16 protein-coding genes are annotated in these 20,295 nt (G+C 36.9%); 10 read left to right on the top strand and 6 right to left on the bottom strand.

The genetic code is table 11. From position 1 onward, the window contains the following. Positions 1 to 2 precede the first annotated feature (2 nt). The 7 genes from mscK to dnaX all read left to right on the top strand — a co-directional run bounded on the left by mscK (position 3) and on the right by dnaX (position 10,083). Positions 3 to 3,347 (top strand): mechanosensitive channel MscK, encoded by a 3,345-nt coding sequence (mscK, locus tag DYE19_RS05310; protein WP_115322872.1) that lies wholly within the window; start codon positions 3 to 5, stop codon positions 3,345 to 3,347. 3 nt (positions 3,348 to 3,350) lie between these two features. Then, entirely contained in the window at positions 3,351 to 4,424 is a 1,074-nt protein-coding gene (aroC, locus tag DYE19_RS05305; RefSeq protein WP_115322871.1) for a chorismate synthase, read from the top strand. Positions 4,425 to 4,494: 70 nt separating this feature from the next. Continuing rightward, positions 4,495 to 5,352: a penicillin-insensitive murein endopeptidase gene (gene mepA / locus DYE19_RS05300; protein WP_115322870.1), complete on the top strand. Its 858-nt coding sequence runs from the start codon at positions 4,495 to 4,497 to the stop codon at positions 5,350 to 5,352. Between the two features lie 9 nt (positions 5,353 to 5,361). After that, positions 5,362 to 6,126, top strand: a complete 765-nt coding sequence (locus DYE19_RS05295; protein ID WP_049215136.1) for a TSUP family transporter — start codon at positions 5,362 to 5,364, stop codon at positions 6,124 to 6,126. 12 nt (positions 6,127 to 6,138) lie between these two features. Next, complete coding sequence (gene lpxM, locus DYE19_RS05290; protein WP_167409472.1) at positions 6,139 to 7,089, top strand: lauroyl-Kdo(2)-lipid IV(A) myristoyltransferase; 951 nt, start codon at positions 6,139 to 6,141, stop codon at positions 7,087 to 7,089. A gap of 256 nt (positions 7,090 to 7,345) precedes the next feature. Next, positions 7,346 to 7,888, top strand: coding sequence for an adenine phosphoribosyltransferase (gene apt / locus DYE19_RS05285; protein WP_049215132.1), 543 nt, complete (start codon positions 7,346 to 7,348; stop codon positions 7,886 to 7,888). 32 nt (positions 7,889 to 7,920) lie between these two features. Beyond that, positions 7,921 to 10,083 (top strand): DNA polymerase III subunit gamma/tau, encoded by a 2,163-nt coding sequence (gene dnaX, locus DYE19_RS05280; protein ID WP_115322868.1) that lies wholly within the window; start codon positions 7,921 to 7,923, stop codon positions 10,081 to 10,083. Positions 10,084 to 10,137: 54 nt separating this feature from the next. On the opposite strand, the gene DYE19_RS05275 is transcribed toward dnaX, so the two are convergent. Further along, positions 10,138 to 11,466, bottom strand: a complete 1,329-nt coding sequence (locus DYE19_RS05275) for a cation:proton antiporter (protein ID WP_049215158.1) — start codon at positions 11,464 to 11,466, stop codon at positions 10,138 to 10,140. Between the two features lie 126 nt (positions 11,467 to 11,592). After that, the gene (locus DYE19_RS05270; RefSeq protein WP_049215129.1) at positions 11,593 to 11,946 is read right to left on the bottom strand and encodes a RidA family protein; all 354 of its coding nucleotides are present in this window, start codon (positions 11,944 to 11,946) and stop codon (positions 11,593 to 11,595) included. 99 nt (positions 11,947 to 12,045) lie between these two features. Here DYE19_RS05270 and DYE19_RS05265 point away from each other — a divergent pair, with 99 nt between their 5' ends. Together DYE19_RS05265 and DYE19_RS05260 are read left to right on the top strand one after the other, a co-directional pair. Beyond that, positions 12,046 to 12,762 (top strand): YwiC-like family protein, encoded by a 717-nt coding sequence (locus DYE19_RS05265; RefSeq protein WP_049215127.1) that lies wholly within the window; start codon positions 12,046 to 12,048, stop codon positions 12,760 to 12,762. A gap of 9 nt (positions 12,763 to 12,771) precedes the next feature. Beyond that, positions 12,772 to 13,443 (top strand): tetratricopeptide repeat protein, encoded by a 672-nt coding sequence (locus tag DYE19_RS05260; RefSeq protein WP_115322867.1) that lies wholly within the window; start codon positions 12,772 to 12,774, stop codon positions 13,441 to 13,443. Positions 13,444 to 13,532: 89 nt separating this feature from the next. On the opposite strand, the gene fdhE is transcribed toward DYE19_RS05260, so the two are convergent. The 4 genes from fdhE to fdnG form a co-directional block, all read right to left on the bottom strand. Next, positions 13,533 to 14,462, bottom strand: coding sequence for a formate dehydrogenase accessory protein FdhE (gene fdhE / locus DYE19_RS05255; protein ID WP_049215125.1), 930 nt, complete (start codon positions 14,460 to 14,462; stop codon positions 13,533 to 13,535). A gap of 91 nt (positions 14,463 to 14,553) precedes the next feature. Further along, positions 14,554 to 15,231 (bottom strand): formate dehydrogenase subunit gamma, encoded by a 678-nt coding sequence (locus DYE19_RS05250; protein WP_049215123.1) that lies wholly within the window; start codon positions 15,229 to 15,231, stop codon positions 14,554 to 14,556. Then, positions 15,224 to 16,132, bottom strand: coding sequence for a formate dehydrogenase subunit beta (fdxH, locus tag DYE19_RS05245; protein ID WP_115322866.1), 909 nt, complete (start codon positions 16,130 to 16,132; stop codon positions 15,224 to 15,226). The genes DYE19_RS05250 and fdxH overlap by 8 nt, the downstream gene beginning before the upstream one ends. A gap of 1 nt (position 16,133) precedes the next feature. Next, positions 16,134 to 19,193 carry a formate dehydrogenase-N subunit alpha gene (fdnG, locus tag DYE19_RS05240; protein ID WP_147285038.1) on the bottom strand — a complete coding sequence of 1,020 codons (3,060 nt, stop codon included), beginning with the start codon at positions 19,191 to 19,193 and terminating at the stop codon, positions 16,134 to 16,136. Positions 19,194 to 19,442: 249 nt separating this feature from the next. On the opposite strand from fdnG, the gene fdhD reads away from it, so the two are divergent. Then, a complete protein-coding gene (fdhD, locus tag DYE19_RS05230) occupies positions 19,443 to 20,264 on the top strand; it encodes a formate dehydrogenase accessory sulfurtransferase FdhD (protein WP_115322864.1) in 822 nt (273 codons plus the stop codon). Positions 20,265 to 20,295: the final 31 nt, after the last annotated feature.

Genomic DNA, 20,295 nt, shown 5'->3' with positions numbered 1-20,295 from the left:
AGATGAAAAAGAATTTATTAATGAATTTATATTTGGGGTTGAGCTTATTCTTTATGTTTAGCTCACCTTTATTATTTGCACAGATTCCAACAGAAAGTGATGTGCAAGCTCAGTTAAAAATTGCCAAAAGTGCAGACCTCAACGATCCTAATAATAAAATTGTAGTACAAAATTTAGAGGAAACCCTAGCTTTACTGGGAAAAATTGAAAAGCAAAAAGCAGACACAAAAGCTTTACAGACTCGTATTGATAATGCAGTGGCGCAGACATCAAAAGCACAAGAAAATCTTGTAAAATTAAAAAATAAGTCTATTTCTTCATCAGAAGTGTTAGAAAAATTATCCTTAGCGGATTTACAAGCAAAATTACTTACAACTCAGCAAGATTTACAACAAGTACAAGCGGGTACAACAAGTTTAAATACCGAGTTAGTAGCTTTGCGCACTGCACCAGAACGAGCACAAGTTACGTTAAATACGAATTTAACACGACTTCAAGAAATTAATAAGTTACTTACTAACCCTGATATTTTACCGACTGGACAACTTAAATTTGAAACAGAGCTGGAGTTATTAGAATTACAGAATGTGTACAATAAATTGTTACTACAGGGCAATAATGTTTTAACCACATTGTATACAGTTCAACTTGAGGAGAAAAATGTAGAGCAAGCACAGTTACAAGAGCAAACTAAAGCATTGCAGGATGCTATTAATCAAAAATATTTAAAAGAATCACAACAACAAGTAGAGCAATTAACGAAATCTCAGCAAGATAATAAAGATACTCTACATCCCGAAATTGCTCATCAGGTAGAGATGAATGTGAAATTGAGTCAAGAGCTTGTACAACAAACTACAGAAATGAACAGTTTGTCACAAGATAATTTACGTATTAAAAATGTACTTAATAATTTACAGCAGACTCAACGTAATATTGAAGATCAAATTAGTGCGTTACAGGGTTCACTAATACTTTCACGTATTATTAATAAACAAAAAGAGTTGTTGCCACAAGATGAAATGATAAGTGGACTTTCTAAACGAATTACAGATTTACGAGTAAAGATTTTTGATTTAACAGAAGCTCGCGATAATTTGTATGATACTCAAAATTATATTAATCAACTTGAGACAAGATCACAGATCAAATTTACATCTGAAGAGAGAAATAATCTTGACTCTGTTTTACAAGAGCGTCGTAAATTATTATCCGATATTATTGGTTCATTAAATAATCAACTCAATTTAGTGATAAATATTGAGCTTAATCAAAAACAAGTTGCTTTAATTAGTGATCAGCTACAAAGTAAATTGCAGCAACAAAGTTTTTGGGTCAAAAGTAATGCACCAATGGATTTAGATTGGATTAAAAACTTTTTACCTGCTTTCCAAATTGAAACAAAAGAAATTATTAAACAAATCAATTTCTCTAATTGGCGTGAAGACCTACTTCCTGCCGCACTATTAATGACTTTTTTATTAGTGTTAAGTACATTTATTCAGCTACAGAAAGTAAAAATTAAGCAGCGTTTAACTCATATTAATCAACGAATTAATACATTAAACTCAGATAGTCAGCTACATACACCTGAGGCATTGTTTTGGACATTCGTATTATGTTTACCAAGCACTTTGTTATTCTTAGCATTTTTAGTCTTAATGGTTTATATCTGTTTTGAAGAACCACTCAGTGTAGCAAGTTGGGTTATCAGTATGGGGGGGTATTGGTGTTTCTTCGCCTTTATGTTATCGCTGTTACGCCCAAACGGTATTGCATATCGCCACTTTAATATGCCCAAAGAAAGTGTTGATATGTTTTATCGCGTGTTCAGTCGGTCAGTCTGGATATCCGCACTTTGGATTAATGCCTCGATCTTTACACATTTAGAAACAGGTATTACGAATGATGTTATTGGACAGGTCATGACTATTTCTGTGTTGTTTATTTCTTTGTTAATCATTGGACCTCGTATTCAGCATGCGGTGAAATCTTATGAACACTCTTCGGAAGATAGAACGAAATCAATTCATATGATTTTAAAAATTGGCCGTTTTTTCTTGGTTGGTGCACCAATCATTTTAATTATTTTAGTTGTTATGGGATATTACTATACCGCACTTAATTTAATGGAGCATTTGATGTCCTCCTATTTTGTTGTAGTGATTTGGTTAGTATTAAAGAATACGATACATCGTAGTTTAACTGTATCTTCTCGTCGCTTATCTTATAATCGTATGAAAGAGAAATACGAACAGCAACAATCTTTAACTAAAGTCGAAACAGAAGAAGAACTTGGGATAGGCATCGATTTACAGCAAAATGAAAGCTTGGGTATTGCACAAGTAAAAGATCAAGTATTGCGCGTAACAGACCTACTATTAACGGTTATTTTACTGGGTATGTTGTATTGGGTTTGGGCTGATTTAGTAACAGTGGCTTATTATCTACAGGGTGTTACTTTATGGCAGCAAAGTGTAGTGACTGCTGCTGGTACCGTGATGGAATCAATTACATTGTTAAATCTATTACTTGCAGTAGTCATTTTAATTGCAATGTATGCGTTAGTACGCAACATTGGGGGCTTATTAGAAGTGTTAATATTTTCTCGTATTAACTTTTCGCAAGGTACGCCTTATACGATTACTACATTAGCTACTTACTTTATTATTGCTATTGGTGCAGGGTTAGCTTTTTCAACTTTAGGCATGTCTTGGTCTAAATTACAATGGTTATTTGCTGCACTTTCTGTTGGTCTAGGGTTTGGTTTACAAGAAATCTTCGCTAACTTTGTTTCTGGACTGATTATTTTATTTGAACGTCCTGTACGTATTGGCGATGTGATTACGATTGGTGAATATTCTGGTACAGTTTCAAAGATTCGCATTCGTTCGACTACTTTAATTGATTTTGATCGTAAAGAAGTAATTGTGCCAAATAAAGCTTTTGTGACAGAGCGTTTGGTTAACTGGGCATTAAATGATTCAATTACACGAGTTGTAATCAGGGTTGGCGTAGGCTATGGCTCAGATTTAGAATTGACGAAACGTTTATTACTACAGGCTGCAAGTGAATGTGATCGTGTGTTAAGAGAACCTGAGCCAGTCGTTTATTTTTTAACATTTGGTGCTAGCTCACTAGATCATGAGTTACGTTTATATGTAGGTAAATTAGCAGATCGTAATCCAACAGTTGATTTCTTAAATCGTCGTATTAATCAATTATTTGAAGAAAATGGTGTAGATATTTCATTTAACCAATTAGATGTATTTATTAAAAACCAAACAACAAATGAAGAAGTGAAAATTAATCAACAATGTTTTCCAGTAAAAAAACAAGAAGGGTAAACTATGGCGGGAAATAGTATTGGACAGCTTTTTCGTGTCACGACATTTGGTGAGTCACATGGTGTGGCTTTAGGCTGTATTGTTGATGGTGTTCCACCAGGGCTTAGTTTATCAGAAGCAGATATTCAACCTGATTTGGATCGTCGTAAACCAGGTACTTCTCGGTATACAACCCCTCGCCGTGAAGATGATGAAGTTCAGATTTTGTCTGGGGTATTTGAAGGGAAAACAACGGGTACGAGCATTGGGATGATCATTAAGAATGCGGATCAACGCTCACAAGATTATAGTGAGATCAAAGATCGTTTTCGTCCTGGGCATGCTGACTTTACTTATCAACAAAAATATGGCATTCGTGATTACCGTGGTGGTGGGCGTTCTTCTGCACGGGAAACGGCAATGAGGGTTGCTGCCGGTGCAATAGCTAAAAAATATTTACGTGAGCAATTTAATATTGAAGTACGTGGTTTTTTATCACAAATTGGTGACGTGAAAATTGCACCACAAGTTATTGAAGAAATTAATTGGCAGCAAGTTAATAGTAACCCCTTCTTCTGCCCTGATCAAAATGCAGTAGAAAAGTTTGATGCGTTAATTCGTCAGTTAAAAAAGGAAGGAGATTCGATTGGAGCTAAGCTCACAGTGGTTGCTGAAAATGTCCCTGTTGGTTTAGGAGAGCCAGTTTTTGACCGTCTTGATGCAGATCTTGCACATGCATTAATGGGGATTAATGCAGTTAAAGCAGTTGAAATTGGTGATGGTTTTGCTGTTGTTACACAACGAGGTTCACAGCATCGTGATGAAATGACTCCAAATGGTTTTTTATCGAATCATGCTGGGGGCATTTTAGGGGGAATTAGTTCTGGACAACCGATTATTGCGACTATTGCTTTGAAACCAACTTCAAGTATTACTATCCCTGGACGTTCAGTGAACCTGCATAATCAGCCTGTTGAAGTCGTGACAAAAGGGCGTCATGATCCTTGTGTTGGGATTCGTGCAGTCCCTATTGCAGAAGCAATGGTTGCAATTGTATTACTAGATCACTTATTAAGACATAAGGCACAAAATCGTTAGTCGTTTGTTTAATTTAGCACTAATACTAAGCCATAACTGATTAGATAGCTGTATCATATGAAGAGGACGTATGAAAAAATTATGTAAAAAGATAATAATTTTGACCGCACTTTTTTCAATTTTTAGTGCTGCCTCTTATGCTTCACCACAAGAGTGGCAGAAAATTAAGCGTCCTATTCCTGGTAAACCAGAACCCATAGGAAGTTATTCCAATGGCTGTATTATCGGTGCTGAAGCCTTGCCCTATAAAGGCGAGGGGTATCAAGTGATCCGTAAAAATCGTAACCGCTATTATGGACACCCTGATATGATTAAATATTTGCAACGCTTAGGTAAAAGAGCTAAATCAGCGGGTTTACCGACGATATTAATTGGTGATATTGCGATGCCTGGTGGGGGACGTTTTTTAACAGGGCACGCTAGTCACCAAATGGGGCTAGATGCAGATATTTGGTTGCGCATGGGAACGATGTCAGATAAAGATGCATTAAATTCAGATGGTAAAGGATTATTAGTCGTCGATAGAAAAACACAACGTGTCGATGAGAAGAAATGGAATCACCACCATGCAACATTGATTAAATTGGCAGCACAAGATCCTAATGTAACAAGGATTTTTGTGAATCCAGCGATCAAATTAAAACTTTGTCAAAGCGCTGGAAATGATCGGGCATGGTTACATAAAGTACGTCCTTGGTTTGGCCATGATTCACATTTTCATGTCCGTCTAACTTGTCCTAAAGGGGCAAATTATTGTGAAAATCAAGCACCAGTCCCATCTGGAGATGGTTGTGGGGCAGAATTATATTCTTGGTTTGAACCTGTTAAACCTTCCAAAACACCAAGTGAGCCTAAAGTAATACCACAAGCACCACCGTTATGTCAGCAAGTGTTAAATGCACCAAATCGTAGCGAATGGTTAGAATAAGGAATATTCATGGAATTTAGTTTCGAAATTATTATATTGTTATTCTTTGTCGCCTTTATTGCTGGTTTTATTGATGCGATCGCTGGTGGAGGCGGATTGATTACGATTCCCGCATTACTGATGGTTGGTATGCCGCCCGCTTTAGCTTTAGGTACAAATAAATTACAAGCTTGTGGTGGTTCATTTTCCGCCAGTTTATATTTCTTACGTCAAAGAGCGGTCAATTTATCAGAGGTTTGGTTAATTTTATTAATGACTTTTATAGGTGCTTCTTTCGGTTCGATTCTTATTCAGTTAGTCGATAGTGCAATGATTAAAAAAGTCTTACCTTTCTTAATTTTAGCTATCGGCTTCTATTTTTTATTAACACCAAAGTTAGGCGATGAAGACAGGCAAAAACGTATATCTTATAGTATGTTTGCTTGTAGTGCTGGCTTGGGTATTGGTTTTTATGATGGTTTTTTTGGACCGGGTACAGGCTCTTTACTTAGCCTTGCTTTTGTCATGCTGCTTGGTTTTAATCTTACTAAAGCGACGGCTCATGCAAAAGTGCTGAATTTCACCTCTAATATTGCTTCATTAATTTTCTTTTTTATTGGTGGACAAATTATGTGGTCTGTAGGATTCGCTATGATGGTAGGACAATTTATTGGCGCAAACTTAGGTGCCAAAATGGTACTCGCAAAAGGAAAAGTCCTTATTCGCCCAATGGTAGTCATTATGTCTTTTATCATGACAATTAAGATGGCATATGATCAGGGATGGTTTAGCTAAACAGGAATAAATATGTCAGAAGAAGAAATACGTTTAACTGCAAGAGTGGGCTATGAACCACGTTTTTCATGGTCTTATTTGTTACCACAATATTGGGCAATTTGGCTTGGTATTTTAGGCTTGTTAATTCTCGCGTTTGTTCCTTTCCGTTTACGTGATCATTTAGCGCGTAAAATTGGTATGGTGGTTGCACACAAAGCGAAAAAACAACGTCATCGGGCAAATGTTAATTTACAATATTGTTTTCCTCAATGGAGCGAAGAACAGCGTGAATCTGTCATAGATGAAATGTTTGTTACAGTGACGCAAGTGATGTTAGGAATCGGAGAAATCGTCATTCGATCTAAGCAACATTTACAAAAGCGTAGTCAATTTGTAGGACTAGAGCATATTCTAGAAGCTCGTTCACAAGGAAAAAACATTATTTTGTTAGTGCCACATGCATGGGCAATTGATGCATCAGGTATTATTTTGCATGCTCAAGGTATGCCAATGACCTCGATGTATAATCCACATCGTAATCCTTTAGTCGATTGGTTATGGACATTAGCCCGTCAGCGTTTTGGTGGTAAGATGCATGCTCGTCAGAACGGAATAAAGCCATTTTTAACTCATGTGAAAAAAGGTGAGATGGGCTATTATTTGCCAGATGAAGATTATGGTTCAGAGCTGAGTGTATTTGTCGATTTTTTTGCAACCTATAAAGCAACCTTACCTGGCATCAATAAAATAGCACGTTTGACAAAAGCAGTTGTTATTCCAATGTTTCCACGTTATAACGCTGTATCGGGTAAATATGAAATAGAAATTCATCCTGTAATGGAGTTAACTGAAGAAGCAGAGCAGGCTGCGCGTGCAATGAATGAAGAAATTGAACGTTTTGTTACACCAACACCAGAACAGTATGTCTGGATTTTACGTTTATTGAAAACGCGTAAAGATGGTACTGATATTTATCGCTAGCTGATTTAACTTGATGACTGCATATCATGATGTAAAAGAATATCATTTTTTGTATATTGTTTATCAAAGCAGTAAAAAGCTATAAAAAAGATTGTTAAAAGCTAGCAAAAAAGTATGAGAAAGGTTTGAGTTAGGTTGTTTTTTTTGCGACAATGAGAAGCAAATTTTTGATTAAATGTTTGTAATTTACATGTGAATGTATCAAATTGAAATTACAAATATTTTTTGTTTTTAACCGCACTTTTTAGGCAAAACAATGAATAACAAACTCGCTTTAATTAAATCTTCTATTAAGTCTATTCCAAATCATCCAAAAGAAGGCATCATTTTTCGTGATATCACGAGTTTATTAGAGGTACCAGAAGCCTTTCGAGCAGTAATAGATTTAATTGTTGAACGTTACAAAGATAAAGGTATCAGCAAAGTACTTGGTACAGAATCTCGAGGTTTCATTTTTGGCGCACCAGTTGCATTAGCATTGAATGTACCTTTTGTTTTAGTCAGAAAGCCAGGAAAATTACCTCGTGAAACAATCGCACAATCTTATCAGTTAGAATATGGTCAAGATACTTTAGAGATCCATACTGACGCAATTCAACAAAATGACAATGTTTTGATCATTGATGATTTATTAGCAACTGGTGGGACGATTGAAGCAACGGCCAAGTTAGTTGAGCGTTTAGGTGGCGAAGTCAAAAATGCAGCGTTTGTGATTAACCTACCTGATTTAGGTGGAGAAAAGCGTTTAAATAATCTTGGTATTAAAACTTATACTTTAGTAAATTTTGAAGGGCATTAATTTAAACTTGTAGTTTTAAAAAAGGGAAATAAATGAGCTATCAAGTATTGGCAAGAAAATGGCGACCAAAGACGTTTAGTGATGTTGTCGGACAGCGTCATATTTTGGCAGCACTTTCCAATGGCTTGAAAGAAAATCGATTACATCATGCCTATTTGTTTTCAGGTACGCGCGGAGTTGGGAAAACCTCAATAGCGCGCTTATTTGCAAAGGGGTTGAATTGTGTTAATGGTGTAACAGCAGATCCTTGTGGACTGTGTGAACATTGTAAAGCAATTGAAGAAGGACATTTCATTGATTTAATTGAAATTGATGCTGCATCACGTACGAAAGTAGAGGATACGCGAGAGTTACTGGATAATGTGCAGTATAAGCCAGTGCAAGGGCGTTATAAAGTTTATTTAATTGATGAAGTACATATGTTGTCGCGTCATTCTTTCAATGCCTTGCTTAAAACGTTAGAAGAGCCACCAGAGTACGTTAAATTTTTACTTGCTACGACTGACCCTCAAAAACTGCCTATCACGATTTTATCGCGCTGTATGCAATTTCATTTGAAAGCATTAGAGCAACAACAAATTGCACAGCATCTTGAGTTTATATTAAAACAAGAAAAAATTCCTTTTGAGTTTTTGGCATTAGATAAGCTTGCTAAAGCTGCTCAAGGCAGTATTCGTGATAGTTTAAGTTTAGCAGATCAAGCAATTGCTATGAGTAATAGTAATGTTACCTTATCAATTGTGAATGAGATGCTTGGCTTATTAGACGACAACCAAGCATTAGATATTATACATGCCTTACAGCAAGGGCAGGGTGAAATATTGATGCAAGCAGTTCAGGCTGTGGCAGAAAAAGGAGGGGATTGGAACGAGCTTTTACGCGATATTGCAGAAAACCTACATAAAATTGCAATGCAGCAGTTACTACCTAATCCGCAAATTGATGATAGTAGTCAAATCGGTTTTTTAGCTAGTCATATTTCACCTGAAGATGTTCAGTTTTTTTATCAAGTTGTTTTAACTGGACGTAAAGAATTAACATTAGCACCCACTCCCCGTATTGGTGTTGAAATGACATTATTACGAGCTTTGGCTTTTCATCCAAAGTTAGCCAATGTTGCTCTTACATCAACTCATGACTCAGAAAGGAAAACAGAGGTAAAATTAGTTAAAAGTGCCAATTCGGCTGAGGCAGCCTATGTTGATATGCCTGTGGTATCACAAACTATTTCAGCCCAATATAAGCGTAATATAAAAGCGCCAATTAGCGCAGAAACTCATCAATCTAATTCCGTTCAATCTCACCAGTATGAAGATAATCATTCCATAGAATATTCTGCAGCTTTAGATGCATTAGCCCAGATTGATAAATTAGATGAACTAAGCCTCACTTCTCAAAACGAAAAAAAAAAACGTAGCCAGCCCTCTAGCATAGTTAATCCTGTACTGGATACTTTGGTTGCTGAGGATGAAAAAAAACTCACCGTACTTCCTGTGATTGGAATGAAGAAAGAGTTGGTAATCCAGCGGGAAAGGGTCGCAGTAAATCCAGTAAAACCTTCAGTGGCGTTTCAACAAAAACTGACAGAATTGGCTCCTCATCATTTAAAAACATCTAATATAGAGACACTTGATGAAATAGAAGAATTAGAACAAGAGGTGTCTAGTGAGGATAATTTTGCAGAAACCTATCGTTGGGAATGGCGTAATCCTGAATTGGCAAAGATGCAAGAAGGGGTAAAACCCTCTGATTTAAAACAGTCTTTAGAACAAGATATTACGCCAGAGCTACGAGCTAAAGTAGTTGATATTGCGCGCGCTCAAGATTACTGGACCGATCTGGTTGAATCATTGAATGTGAATAACTTAACAAAAGAGTTAGCTCTGAATTGTCTTTTAATTGAACAAACAGATAAGCAGATTTTATTAGGTATTAAAGCTGAAAAACATCACTTGAATACGTCTGCTGCATTACAAAACTTGCAACAAGCGCTAGCTCAATTTCAGCAAAAACAGATTTCGCTCTCTATTGAAGTAACAAATAGTGAACAGCTTACTCCAACGGATTGGTATCGTCAGACTTATAAAGCATTACGTGAAAAAGCTAAACAAGATTTACAGCAAGACGATAATTTACAACTCTTTTTAAAAGAATTTAATGCAGAATTAGATCTAACAACAGTAAAACCTGTATAAAGAGCGGTACGTTTTACGTAAGATTTTAATGCCCTCAATTATTGAGGGCATTTTTTATAGTTTTTGATGAGGCTGTTTTTGTGGATTTAAATCAATGTAACCACGTTTATGCATGATACTTTCTTTAGCTTTTTTGATCATTTTCTCAATAGTTGAGCCTTGTACTAAAATGGAAAAAGTAACCACAGCATACGTCATTACAAGCAGTAAATCACGCACATCCATACCGATATGTTGCATGAATAGTACGCCTTTAGGAATAGATAATGCCATTGCAAGGGATAAGCCGCCACGTAATCCTCCCCATGTGAGAATACGTAGAGTATAGGGATTATAACTGCGGAATCGTTGCATGACCTGGAAAGGTATCCATACACTGAGATATCTACCAGCAAGGCAAATTGGGATTGCTAGGAGTAATAGGAAAATTCCTTGTGCTGTAAAATCCACTAATAATAATGCAAGACCGATAAGCAAGAATAAAAGAGAATTTAAGAAGTGATCGATCATTTCCCAAAAATGATCAAGATAAAGACGGCTTTGTTTGGAAAAGCCTGTATGCCTTGTCCAGTTGCCGATTAAAATACCAGAAACGACCATAGCCAGTGCACCAGAAACGTGCAATAAGTTAGCTAACATAAATCCTGCAGTTGGGATTGTTAAAGTCAGTAAAATTTCGAGACTACCATCATCTGTTGCAGAAATTAATAAGTGTGCAATAAAGCCAATAGCAAAACCAAATAGGATACCCCCTATAGCCTCTTGTAAAAATAGCTCAGCAATAGCACCAATTGTTGGCGTATGCCCACCAAAAGCAACAGCAAATATTGTTGTAAAAATCACTAAGCCAACGCCATCATTAAATAGTGATTCGCCTTCTACTTGCATGGATAAACGTTTTGGTGCTTTTAAATTTTTAATAATAGCCAACACAGCAATAGGATCAGTTGGAGAAATTAATGCACCAAATAGAATACAATGGATGAGTTCGATTTGTAGCCCGATAATTGTAGAAATTGTATAGAGCAGAAAACCAATAATAAACGTAGAGGCAAGCGTAGAGAAGAGTGCAAACGTAGTAATTTCCCATTTTTGGTTTTTGAGCACAGGAAGCTTAATTCCTAATGCACCAGCAAATAATAAGAAACCAAGTATCCCATTTAGTAAGAAGCTTTTGAAATCTAGCTGCTCCATCATTCGTGTTGCAATAACATCAAGCTTAAACCAAGATAGGTGACCGAAAATAAGAAACAGAACAGAAACAACAATTGAAGTAGCGGTAATAGCGATAGTGTATTGAATTTTATCGTTCAGTTTTCGTGTTACAAAGCCAATTAAAATAGAAATAGCAGATAAAAAACAAATATAAGTGTAAAGATTCATAGGATGCTTTCCAGAGATATAAAATAAAAAGGCTAATGTCATATAGAAATTAGCCTATTAAGTATAAAGTAAAGTTTATTTAATTAGAAAGCATAAATTTACATGTACTATTAGTACACTTGTAAATTAAGCTGCAGCAGTGATAACAATCTCAACTTTCCAATCAGGTAGAGCTAATTTTGCTTCAACAGTCGCACGTGTTGGAGGAGAAGTTGTATCAACCCATTCATCCCAAGCACGATTCATTTCATCATAATAATCCATATCCGCGAGATAAATTTGTGCATTTATGATACGGCTTTTATTTGATCCGACTTCAGATAATAATTTATCAATAAAACTTAGTACTTCTTTTGTCTGTTCATAAGCGCTTTCCTGTATTGTTGCTTCTGGTACTTGACCCGCTAAATAGATCACGCCATTGTAAATTGCTATTTCAGATAAACGATTTGTGGAGTGAAAACGTTGAATACTTACCATTTTTATCCTCTTTTAATTGAATTATATGCAAATAACATATCTATTTTGTATCAAACTGGATAAAATTACGCAACTTAATTTTAGTCTGGCGATTGAAAAATGAAGTTACTTATTTCTAATCAACATGGTGCAATTGTGATGGCACTCATACCATTTTTGTATGGTATGCTTTTATCGCAACCAAATTGGCAGTATCTTTTCTTATTTTTAGCTTGGGCTGCCTTGTATCTGATGACTTATCCTTTTTTGAACTTATTCAAAGGCAGAAATATGCCACTGAATATAAAATGGAGCTGGATTTATGGTGGAGTCAGTGCATTATTTGCCGTACCCGCATTATGGTATAACTGGCATATTATTTACTTTGTGATTGCAATGTTGCCATTTGTTGCTGTAAATATTTATTATGTGAAACAAAAAGATGAACGTGCGCTATTAAATGACTTCGCTGGTATCGTTATTTTCGCAATTGCAGGAATGGCTGCGTATTATTTTGCTGAGCGTCGACTTGATGCTGAAATCTGGTTAGTTGCGTTATATCCCAGCTTATTTTTTATTGGTACAACATTATATGTTAAGTCTGTTTTGAGAGAGCGTAAAAATCCAATTTATCTGAAAGCCTCTATTATTTTTCATTCACTTTGTGTATTGATGTTTTTACCTTTGCAACAATATTTGTTAGCATTAGCTTATTTACCACCATTAATTCGTGCTGTTTGTTTACCACAAATTAAACTTAGCGTAAAACAAGTTGGGTTAGTTGAAATGGTAGTTTCTTTCATCTTTTTTGTGATGTTATTAGTGGCAACATTATAAGGTTTAGCTATGAAAAAAATGATTGTATTGGGTATGTTATTTAGCGCGTTATTCGTACATACTCAGATATTAGCGTCAAGTGCGGTTGAAAATGAACAAGTTTTGCAAGAATTGAGTGATGACGATCGCCGACAATTGATTTTGCAGGCTGCAGATAAGCAAGATTGGAAAGCCGCTTTTGAGTTAATTTTACCTTTAGCGCAGAAAGGGGATTATCAAGCTCAAGCGAATTTAGGTATTTTATATGCGCGAGGACAGGGGGTTGAACAGGATTTCGAAAAAGCGTATTGGTGGTTTAGTGAAGCTGCGGAGAAAGGAAGCATCAAAGCAATCAATAACTTAGCTGTATTTTATTTACAAGGCAATAGTGTTAAGAAAGATATTCAACATAGTATTAAGTTATTCGAGAAAACAGCAAATTCAGGTTCGCAAGATGCGATGATGGTACTCGGACAAATTTATGAAAATGAACTAAAACAACTTTCTAACGCATTTAAATGGTTTAAAAAAGCAGCGGAAGCAGGTAATCATGATGCACAATATCGTTTAGCAATGATGTATGAAAAAGGAGAAGGTACCAAGAAAAACAAGAAACAAGCTGTTTATTGGTATCAAAAATTATCTCATCAACAAGGTGAACTTGCTGCTTTAGCACAACAACGTTTATCAGCCCTTCAATAAGTATAAAGGATATCAACAAAAATAGGCAGAGCATTATGATCTGCCTATTTTTAGTCATATTTGCTGTCTAGTTAATTAAATAAACATAATTATTCTTCACTATTAGGAAAGAGAAATGGATTCAATCCACTTCGTTGTAAGCCTTTTTCTTCCATTTCAACATCTAAAAATAATGTTGCTAAATCATCAGCAATGGCTTCTACTTTCGGATCTCTTTCTTGATAGAGTACTTTTAAATAGCTATGGCAATCTCCACAACTTTCTGCTTTAACTGGCGCAACTTCACTATCTAGTGACCAATAATCAAGCTTACCAGTTTGATCACAATTAGTACATTTCGAACGTACTACATTCCATTCACTTTCACATAGCGCACAATGTAAGTAACGTAAACCTTGCTCTGAACCAAAGTGAATGACACTCGCTACAGGTGCTGAGCCACAAACAGGACAAACATGTAAATTTTCGCTACTTTCCTTGTGGCTAGAGTGTGGGATTTGTTGAACTAATTGCAACCAGTATAGAGACAGTGCGGCCCAAATGAAAACAGCTTTGTCACTACTGACTTGGCTAAATTCTTGTGCGAGTAAATGATCTGCTAATTGGTTTAACTCTGCTGTAGAGGCTTTTTCTAACCATTCAATAGTTGTGAGAATAGTATCATTTGCTTTAGGTTTTATCTCATTTAAAAGCGCAGTTAATAATGTTAGCCAAATGGGATCTCGTTGCCAGTTTTTAAAATGTAACGGCTGTGTTGCCAGTAATTCAGCAGTGAGATTATGTTCGTTTAGACGAGAATCCACTGGGATTGGGTAATTTTTTAATACAACGAGCTGTGCTTCAGAGACTAAACTTGCAAACATTAAATAGTCAGCTAAAGGGTGAGCTTTAGCAAGTGTTGTAAAACGCTCTGCACGGCGTTGATAGAGATTTTTAGGATTAGCGAATAGCAAGGCGGGCGCACTGAATGAACTTGCCGCTTGTTTGATTTCCGACTCGGGTAAAATTCTGATACTCATCCTTTTTCCTTGTTTAAGTAACAAATAAAGTGCGGTCGTTTTTTAGAAAATTTCTGAAAAATTGACCGCACTTTGATTGAGTTAGTATAGCTTAGTTTTGGCTATGTTTTTCTTGCTCTTCTTTTTCTAATTGAGGCAGTACTTCTTCACGATACCAACGTGGGTGGTGTTTTTTCGCCCAACGTACTGTCACCCAGCCTTCAACCATACCACGGATAGAACCTTTCACCCAGAATGCCATATAAATATGTACCATGATACCAGTGAAAAGTAAGAATGCACTGACAGAATGGAATAGTATAGCAATACGAATTACAGGGATTGGGAAATTATGTGAAAAATATTGTCTCCACATGATGATACCTGTAACCAGTAAGGTTAGCATTGCAAGAATCAAAGTCCAAAATAGCATTTTTTGACCAAGATTATATTTACCATTGTCAGAAACGGCATGTTCATTGCCTTTTAATACTTCATCAATATTTTTTAACCAAACCCAGTCATTTTTTTCAGGGAAATTATGGCGCCAATAAATACGACATAAGTTAAGAAATGCGATGAACATAATAATTCCCGTAAATGGGTGTACAAAACGCGCAAGCTGTGGTGTACCGAGAATTTCTGTTAGCCATGCGAAATCAGGGAAGAAAAACGCAAGCCCTGATAATCCAGTTACGAAGAAACAGATAACAAGTAACCAGTGACTAAGACGTGCTGGCAATTTATGACGCACGATTTTACGATCGTTACTGATCTTAATCTTACTCATGTTCGCCTCCATTATGTGCTTCGTCTTCATCATGTTCGTCCAATTCTTCTGTATTCGGGCCTACTGCGATATAGTGAGCAATTTCGCTCAATACGATACCACCCATTGCGACAGCAGCAACTGGTTTCAGTACGTCTTTCCAAAGTTTGACGCTGATATCAATGCTCGGATCTTTTGGTAAGCCAGAATATAATTCAGGCTTATCAGCATGGTGTAGTACATACATAACATGCGTACCACCGACACCTTCAGGATCATATAAGCCTGCATTTTCATAGCCACGTGATTTCAGGTCAGCAATACGTTGTGCTGCATAGTGCTTCATATCTTCCTTACTACCAAATCGAATTGCACCAGTTGGACAAGTTTTGACGCAAGCAGGCTCTTGTCCTACTGTCACACGATCAACACATAATGTGCATTTGTAGACTCGATTATCTTCAGGATTCATACGTGGCACATTGAATGGGCAACCTGCAATACAGTAACCACAACCAATACATTTGTCTGATTGGAAATCAACGATACCATTCGCATATTGAATAATTGCACCTGGAGCAGGACAAGCTTTTAAACAACCTGGTTCACTGCAGTGCATACATCCATCTTTACGAATTAACCATTCAAGACGATCATTTTCTTCAACTTCGTTAAACTTCATGACCGTCCATGCTTTAGCATTGAGATCAATTGGGTTATCGTATACACCTACACAAGGTTCTGGTTCAGCTCGTAAATCATTCCATTCAGAGCAGCCTACTTGACAAGCTTTACAACCAATACAAGTCGTAACATCAATTAATTTAGCAACTTCAGTTTGATGATCACGCGCTTGTGGTGCCGGTGTAAAGTTTGATGTCGCAGAGGCTTTAATAATATTTTGAGATTGAACAACACCCATTTTAAGCCCCCACTTTCTCAATATTAACTAACATACATTTTGACTCAGGTGTTTGTGTATTAGCATCACCAGTACGAACAGTTAAGTTATTCGCAAAGAAGCCTTTTTTACCTACACCAGAGAAACCCCAGTGAATTGGGATACCTATAGTATGAATTGGTTTTCCATCAGACATTAGTGTACGGATACGTTTCGTGACAACAGCAACAGCTTTGATATAGCCACGTTTTGAGCTGACTTTCACTGTATCACCATTATTAATGCCTTTTTCTTTAGCAAGATCTTCGCCAATTTCAACGAATTGCTCTGGTTGAGCAATAACGTTTAATAGAGAGTTCTTAGTCCAGTAATGGAAATGTTCAGTTAAACGATAAGTGGTACCAACGTAAGGGAAGTCTGCAGATGTACCTAAATCCTCTTTATCTGATGGTAAAATTCGAGCAACTGGGCTAGAGACTACATTTGGATGTAGTGGGTTTGTTCCAATTGGGCTCTCCATTGGTTCATAATGTTCTGGGAATGGGCCATCAACCATACGCTCGCGTACGAATAAGCCACTCACACCTTCTGGCTGCATAATAAATGGTAATGTCGGGCTATTTGGCGGTGCACTACCGAAGTCAGCCACGTCAATATAGTTCCAGTTTTTGCCATTCCATTTTACTAATGGGCGTTTTGGATTAAATGGATTACCCGCTAAATCAGCACTTGCACGGTTATATAAAATACGACGATTCAGTGGCCATGCGAATGCCCAACCCAATGTATTACCTAAGTTAGATGGGTCAGAATTATCACGGTTTGCCATTTGGTTACCTTTTTCTGTCCATTGACCTGTATAGATCCAGCAACCTCCAGAAGTGCTACCATCATCACGCATTTGACCAAAGCTTGAAAGCAATTGCCCTTTTTTCAGAATCACATTGCCGTTTGCATCAAGGAGATCTTCTAATGCATAACCATTATTTTCTTTAGCCACTTCTTCTGCTTTTGGTTCTAATGGATTTGCATAATCCCAGCTCATCGCTTCTAATGGTTCAAGTGGTGCTTTTCCACCTTCTGTTTTGTATAGATGGATTAATTCAGCTCGAATTTCAGATAGAATTTCACCATCTGTTTTTGCCTCACCAGGTGGTTCCGCACCTTTCCAGTGCCATTGTAGCCAACGGCCAGAATTGGCAATTGAGCCATCTTCTTCAGCGAAACAAGTTGTTGGTAAACGGAAGACCTCAGTTTGAATATCTTCTGTTTTTACATCATTATGCTCACCATGATTTACCCAGAATTCAGAAGTATCAGTAATTAGTGGATCAAAAATGACTAAGTATTTCAAGTTACTTAGTGCTTTAATGATCTTGCCTGAATTTGGATAAGAGGCAATCGGATTGAAACCTTGACAGAAATAACCATTTACACGACCCTGATACATTTCCTCAATGTAACGTAAATGATCCATGCCGCCTTTTGGTAGTTTTGGTAAATAGTGATAACCAAACTCGTTATCCTGAGTACCATTATTACCATAAAACGTTTTCAGCATACTGACCATAAATTTAGGCGTGTTTTGCCAATAGTTGACTTGATCTTTCATTAAACGTTTAGGGGTGATACGGTTTAAGAATACATCTAGTGTCGTATCTGTTTCCGTTGGTAATGGAAGATAAGCAGGTAGACGATTAGGGAATAGGCCTAAATCTGTAATCCCTTGTACATTTGAGTGACCACGTAATGCATTTACACCACCACCAGACACACCAATATTACCTAATAGTAACTGGATCATTGCCATCGTACGAATATTTTGTGAACCAACAGTATGTTGAGTCCAGCCTAATGCATACATAAAAGTAGCGGCTTTATCTGGTGCACAAGTTTTTGCGATTTCCTCACAGAAAATTTGGAAATCTTTTTGTTTTGTACCAGTAATACGTTCAACCATTTCTGGTGTATAACGAGAAACATGTTGTTTTAACATATTGAGCACACAACGTGGATCTTGCATACTCATATCACGTTTCGGCTCACCATTTTCATCAAATTGATATGCCCATGTTGAGCGATCATATTTACGTGTTTCAGGATCGTAACCAGAGAATAAGCCGTCTTCAAATTTGAAGTTTTCATTTACTAAAAATGTTGCGTTAGTGTAATGTTTAACATATTCGTGCTGGATTTTGTCATTGTTTAACAAATAACGAATAACGCCTGATAGGAAAGCAATATCCGTACCTGGACGTAATGGCATATAGATATCAGCAACAGCAGCTGTGCGGTTAAAGCGTGGATCAACCACCATTAACTTAGCACCGTTTTGTTTTTTCGCTTCAATTGCCCAGCGGAATCCTACAGGATGAGCTTCTGCGGCGTTACCACCCATTACTATAACAAGATCGGCATTTTTGATATCAACCCAGTGATTTGTCATCGCACCGCGACCAAATGATGGAGCAAGACTTGCTACCGTTGGTCCGTGTCAGATACTCGCTTGGTTGTCGGTAAAAATCATACCGAGAGAACGAACGAATTTTTGTGTTAGGATACCTGTTTCATTACTACATGCAGAACCAGCTAAGAATCCTGATGTCATCCAACGGTTAACCTCAACACCAGCATCGTTATGAGTAATAAAATTTTCATCTCGATCGGTTTTTATATGTCTAGCGATACGTTCAATCGCTTCATGCCAAGAAATACGTTTCCATTCTTTTGAGCCAGCTTCACGTACTTCTGGATAAAGCACTCGACGCTCGCTGTTGACATAATCCAATGCGCCCGCACCTTTAGGACAGAGTGCACCGCGACTCACTGGATGATCTGGGTCACCTTCAATATGGAATAATTTGCCTTTTGTATTTTTTGAGCCATCGCCCAAACTATAAAGCAACATACCGCAACCAACGGCACAGTAAGTACAGGTATTACGCGTTTCTTTCGCTCGCAATAATTTGTAATTGCGAGGAGCTGCTAATGCTTCTGTTGGCGCAAAGCCCAACATTGCAGCAGATGTTCCCGCCATTCCCCCTGCACAGATCTTGAAGAACTTTCTTCTACTGACCTGCATAGATAATACTCCTTAGCGTAACAAAACCAGTTTGTTAGCATGTGATAGTAGTAAATTCGTTAAATAAATCATTAAATGTTTTTAGGCTTGTTTTTCACTTGTTAAAATTGTATTACAATCGTACCAAGTTTCGAATTGTCGATATACTTCATACAAGTATGTAAATACCTTACAATTTAAGCACCTTTTAGGATACTGATTTTTTAATGGTAAATCTATAACTCATAACCATTAATAAGGAAAAAAATTTTGACTTGGATCACAAAAACAAAAGTTCGTTTTTTTGAAAAATTAACAAAAAACAAACAAATCAAAAACAAAACAATAACTTATGATGTAAAAGAAGAAAATCTAGCGACAGAAATGCCTGTCGCTTTAGTCTACAATGGAATTTCCCATACAGTGATGATGTGCTCACCACAAAATTTAACAGACTTTGCATTAGGTTTTTCCTTAGCTGAAGGTATTATTGATAAAGTGAGTGATATTTATGGTATTGATATCAATCCAGTGTCTAATGGTATTGAAATCCAAATTGAGTTAGCGAGTCGTTGCTTTGTGCGTTTAAAAGAACAACGACGAACGTTGGCAGGGCGAACGGGCTGTGGTATTTGTGGCACAGAACAATTACAACAAGTATATAAAAAATTAGTAAAATTGAACCGCACTTTACAGTTTGATGCTAATAAATTAGATCATTGTTTAATACAATTAGAAAACGCACAAGAGTTAGGGAAACAAACAGGAGCGACACACGCAGCAGGCTTTTTTGATACAGAAGGTCATTTACTTGCTATTCGCGAGGATGTTGGGCGCCATGTGGCGTTAGATAAGTTGTTAGGTTGGCATGCTAAGCAAAATAACCCTATCGGTTTTGTATTGGTTACTAGTCGAGCAAGTTATGAAATGGTCCAAAAAACCGCAGTTTGTGGTATTGAAATGTTAGTTGCAATTTCAGCAGGCACCGCATTAGCCGTAAATATGGCAGAAGAGTGTGGATTAACATTAATAGGTTTTGCTCGAAAAGGCAGAGCTACAATATATACGGGAGAAGAGCGGTTGTTTTTTTAAGAATTTTCTCTATAATTTTACTGTATAAAAA

It is taken from the genome of Pasteurella canis (genome assembly GCF_900454865.1).
In the GTDB taxonomy this organism is placed as follows: Bacteria; Pseudomonadota; Gammaproteobacteria; order Enterobacterales; family Pasteurellaceae; genus Pasteurella; species Pasteurella canis.
The sequence above is the reverse complement of the archived record's forward strand: the minus strand, read 5'-3'. Positions and strand labels throughout refer to the sequence as shown.

What these genes read in the sequence shown, in the direction of transcription:
- fdxH (WP_115322866.1), bottom strand. Translation starts at nt 16,132, where the DNA reads ATGGGTGTTGTTCAATCTCAAAATATTATTAAAGCCTCTGCGACATCA.
- mepA (WP_115322870.1), top strand. Translation starts at nt 4,495, where the DNA reads ATGAAAAAATTATGTAAAAAGATAATAATTTTGACCGCACTTTTTTCA.
- DYE19_RS05250 (WP_049215123.1), bottom strand. Translation starts at nt 15,231, where the DNA reads ATGAGTAAGATTAAGATCAGTAACGATCGTAAAATCGTGCGTCATAAA.
- apt (WP_049215132.1), top strand. Translation starts at nt 7,346, where the DNA reads ATGAATAACAAACTCGCTTTAATTAAATCTTCTATTAAGTCTATTCCA.
- DYE19_RS05275 (WP_049215158.1), bottom strand. Translation starts at nt 11,466, where the DNA reads ATGAATCTTTACACTTATATTTGTTTTTTATCTGCTATTTCTATTTTA.
- DYE19_RS05270 (WP_049215129.1), bottom strand. Translation starts at nt 11,946, where the DNA reads ATGGTAAGTATTCAACGTTTTCACTCCACAAATCGTTTATCTGAAATA.
- mscK (WP_115322872.1), top strand. Translation starts at nt 3, where the DNA reads ATGAAAAAGAATTTATTAATGAATTTATATTTGGGGTTGAGCTTATTC.
- fdhE (WP_049215125.1), bottom strand. Translation starts at nt 14,462, where the DNA reads ATGAGTATCAGAATTTTACCCGAGTCGGAAATCAAACAAGCGGCAAGT.
- aroC (WP_115322871.1), top strand. Translation starts at nt 3,351, where the DNA reads ATGGCGGGAAATAGTATTGGACAGCTTTTTCGTGTCACGACATTTGGT.
- DYE19_RS05295 (WP_049215136.1), top strand. Translation starts at nt 5,362, where the DNA reads ATGGAATTTAGTTTCGAAATTATTATATTGTTATTCTTTGTCGCCTTT.
- DYE19_RS05265 (WP_049215127.1), top strand. Translation starts at nt 12,046, where the DNA reads ATGAAGTTACTTATTTCTAATCAACATGGTGCAATTGTGATGGCACTC.
- lpxM (WP_167409472.1), top strand. Translation starts at nt 6,139, where the DNA reads ATGTCAGAAGAAGAAATACGTTTAACTGCAAGAGTGGGCTATGAACCA.
- DYE19_RS05260 (WP_115322867.1), top strand. Translation starts at nt 12,772, where the DNA reads ATGAAAAAAATGATTGTATTGGGTATGTTATTTAGCGCGTTATTCGTA.
- dnaX (WP_115322868.1), top strand. Translation starts at nt 7,921, where the DNA reads ATGAGCTATCAAGTATTGGCAAGAAAATGGCGACCAAAGACGTTTAGT.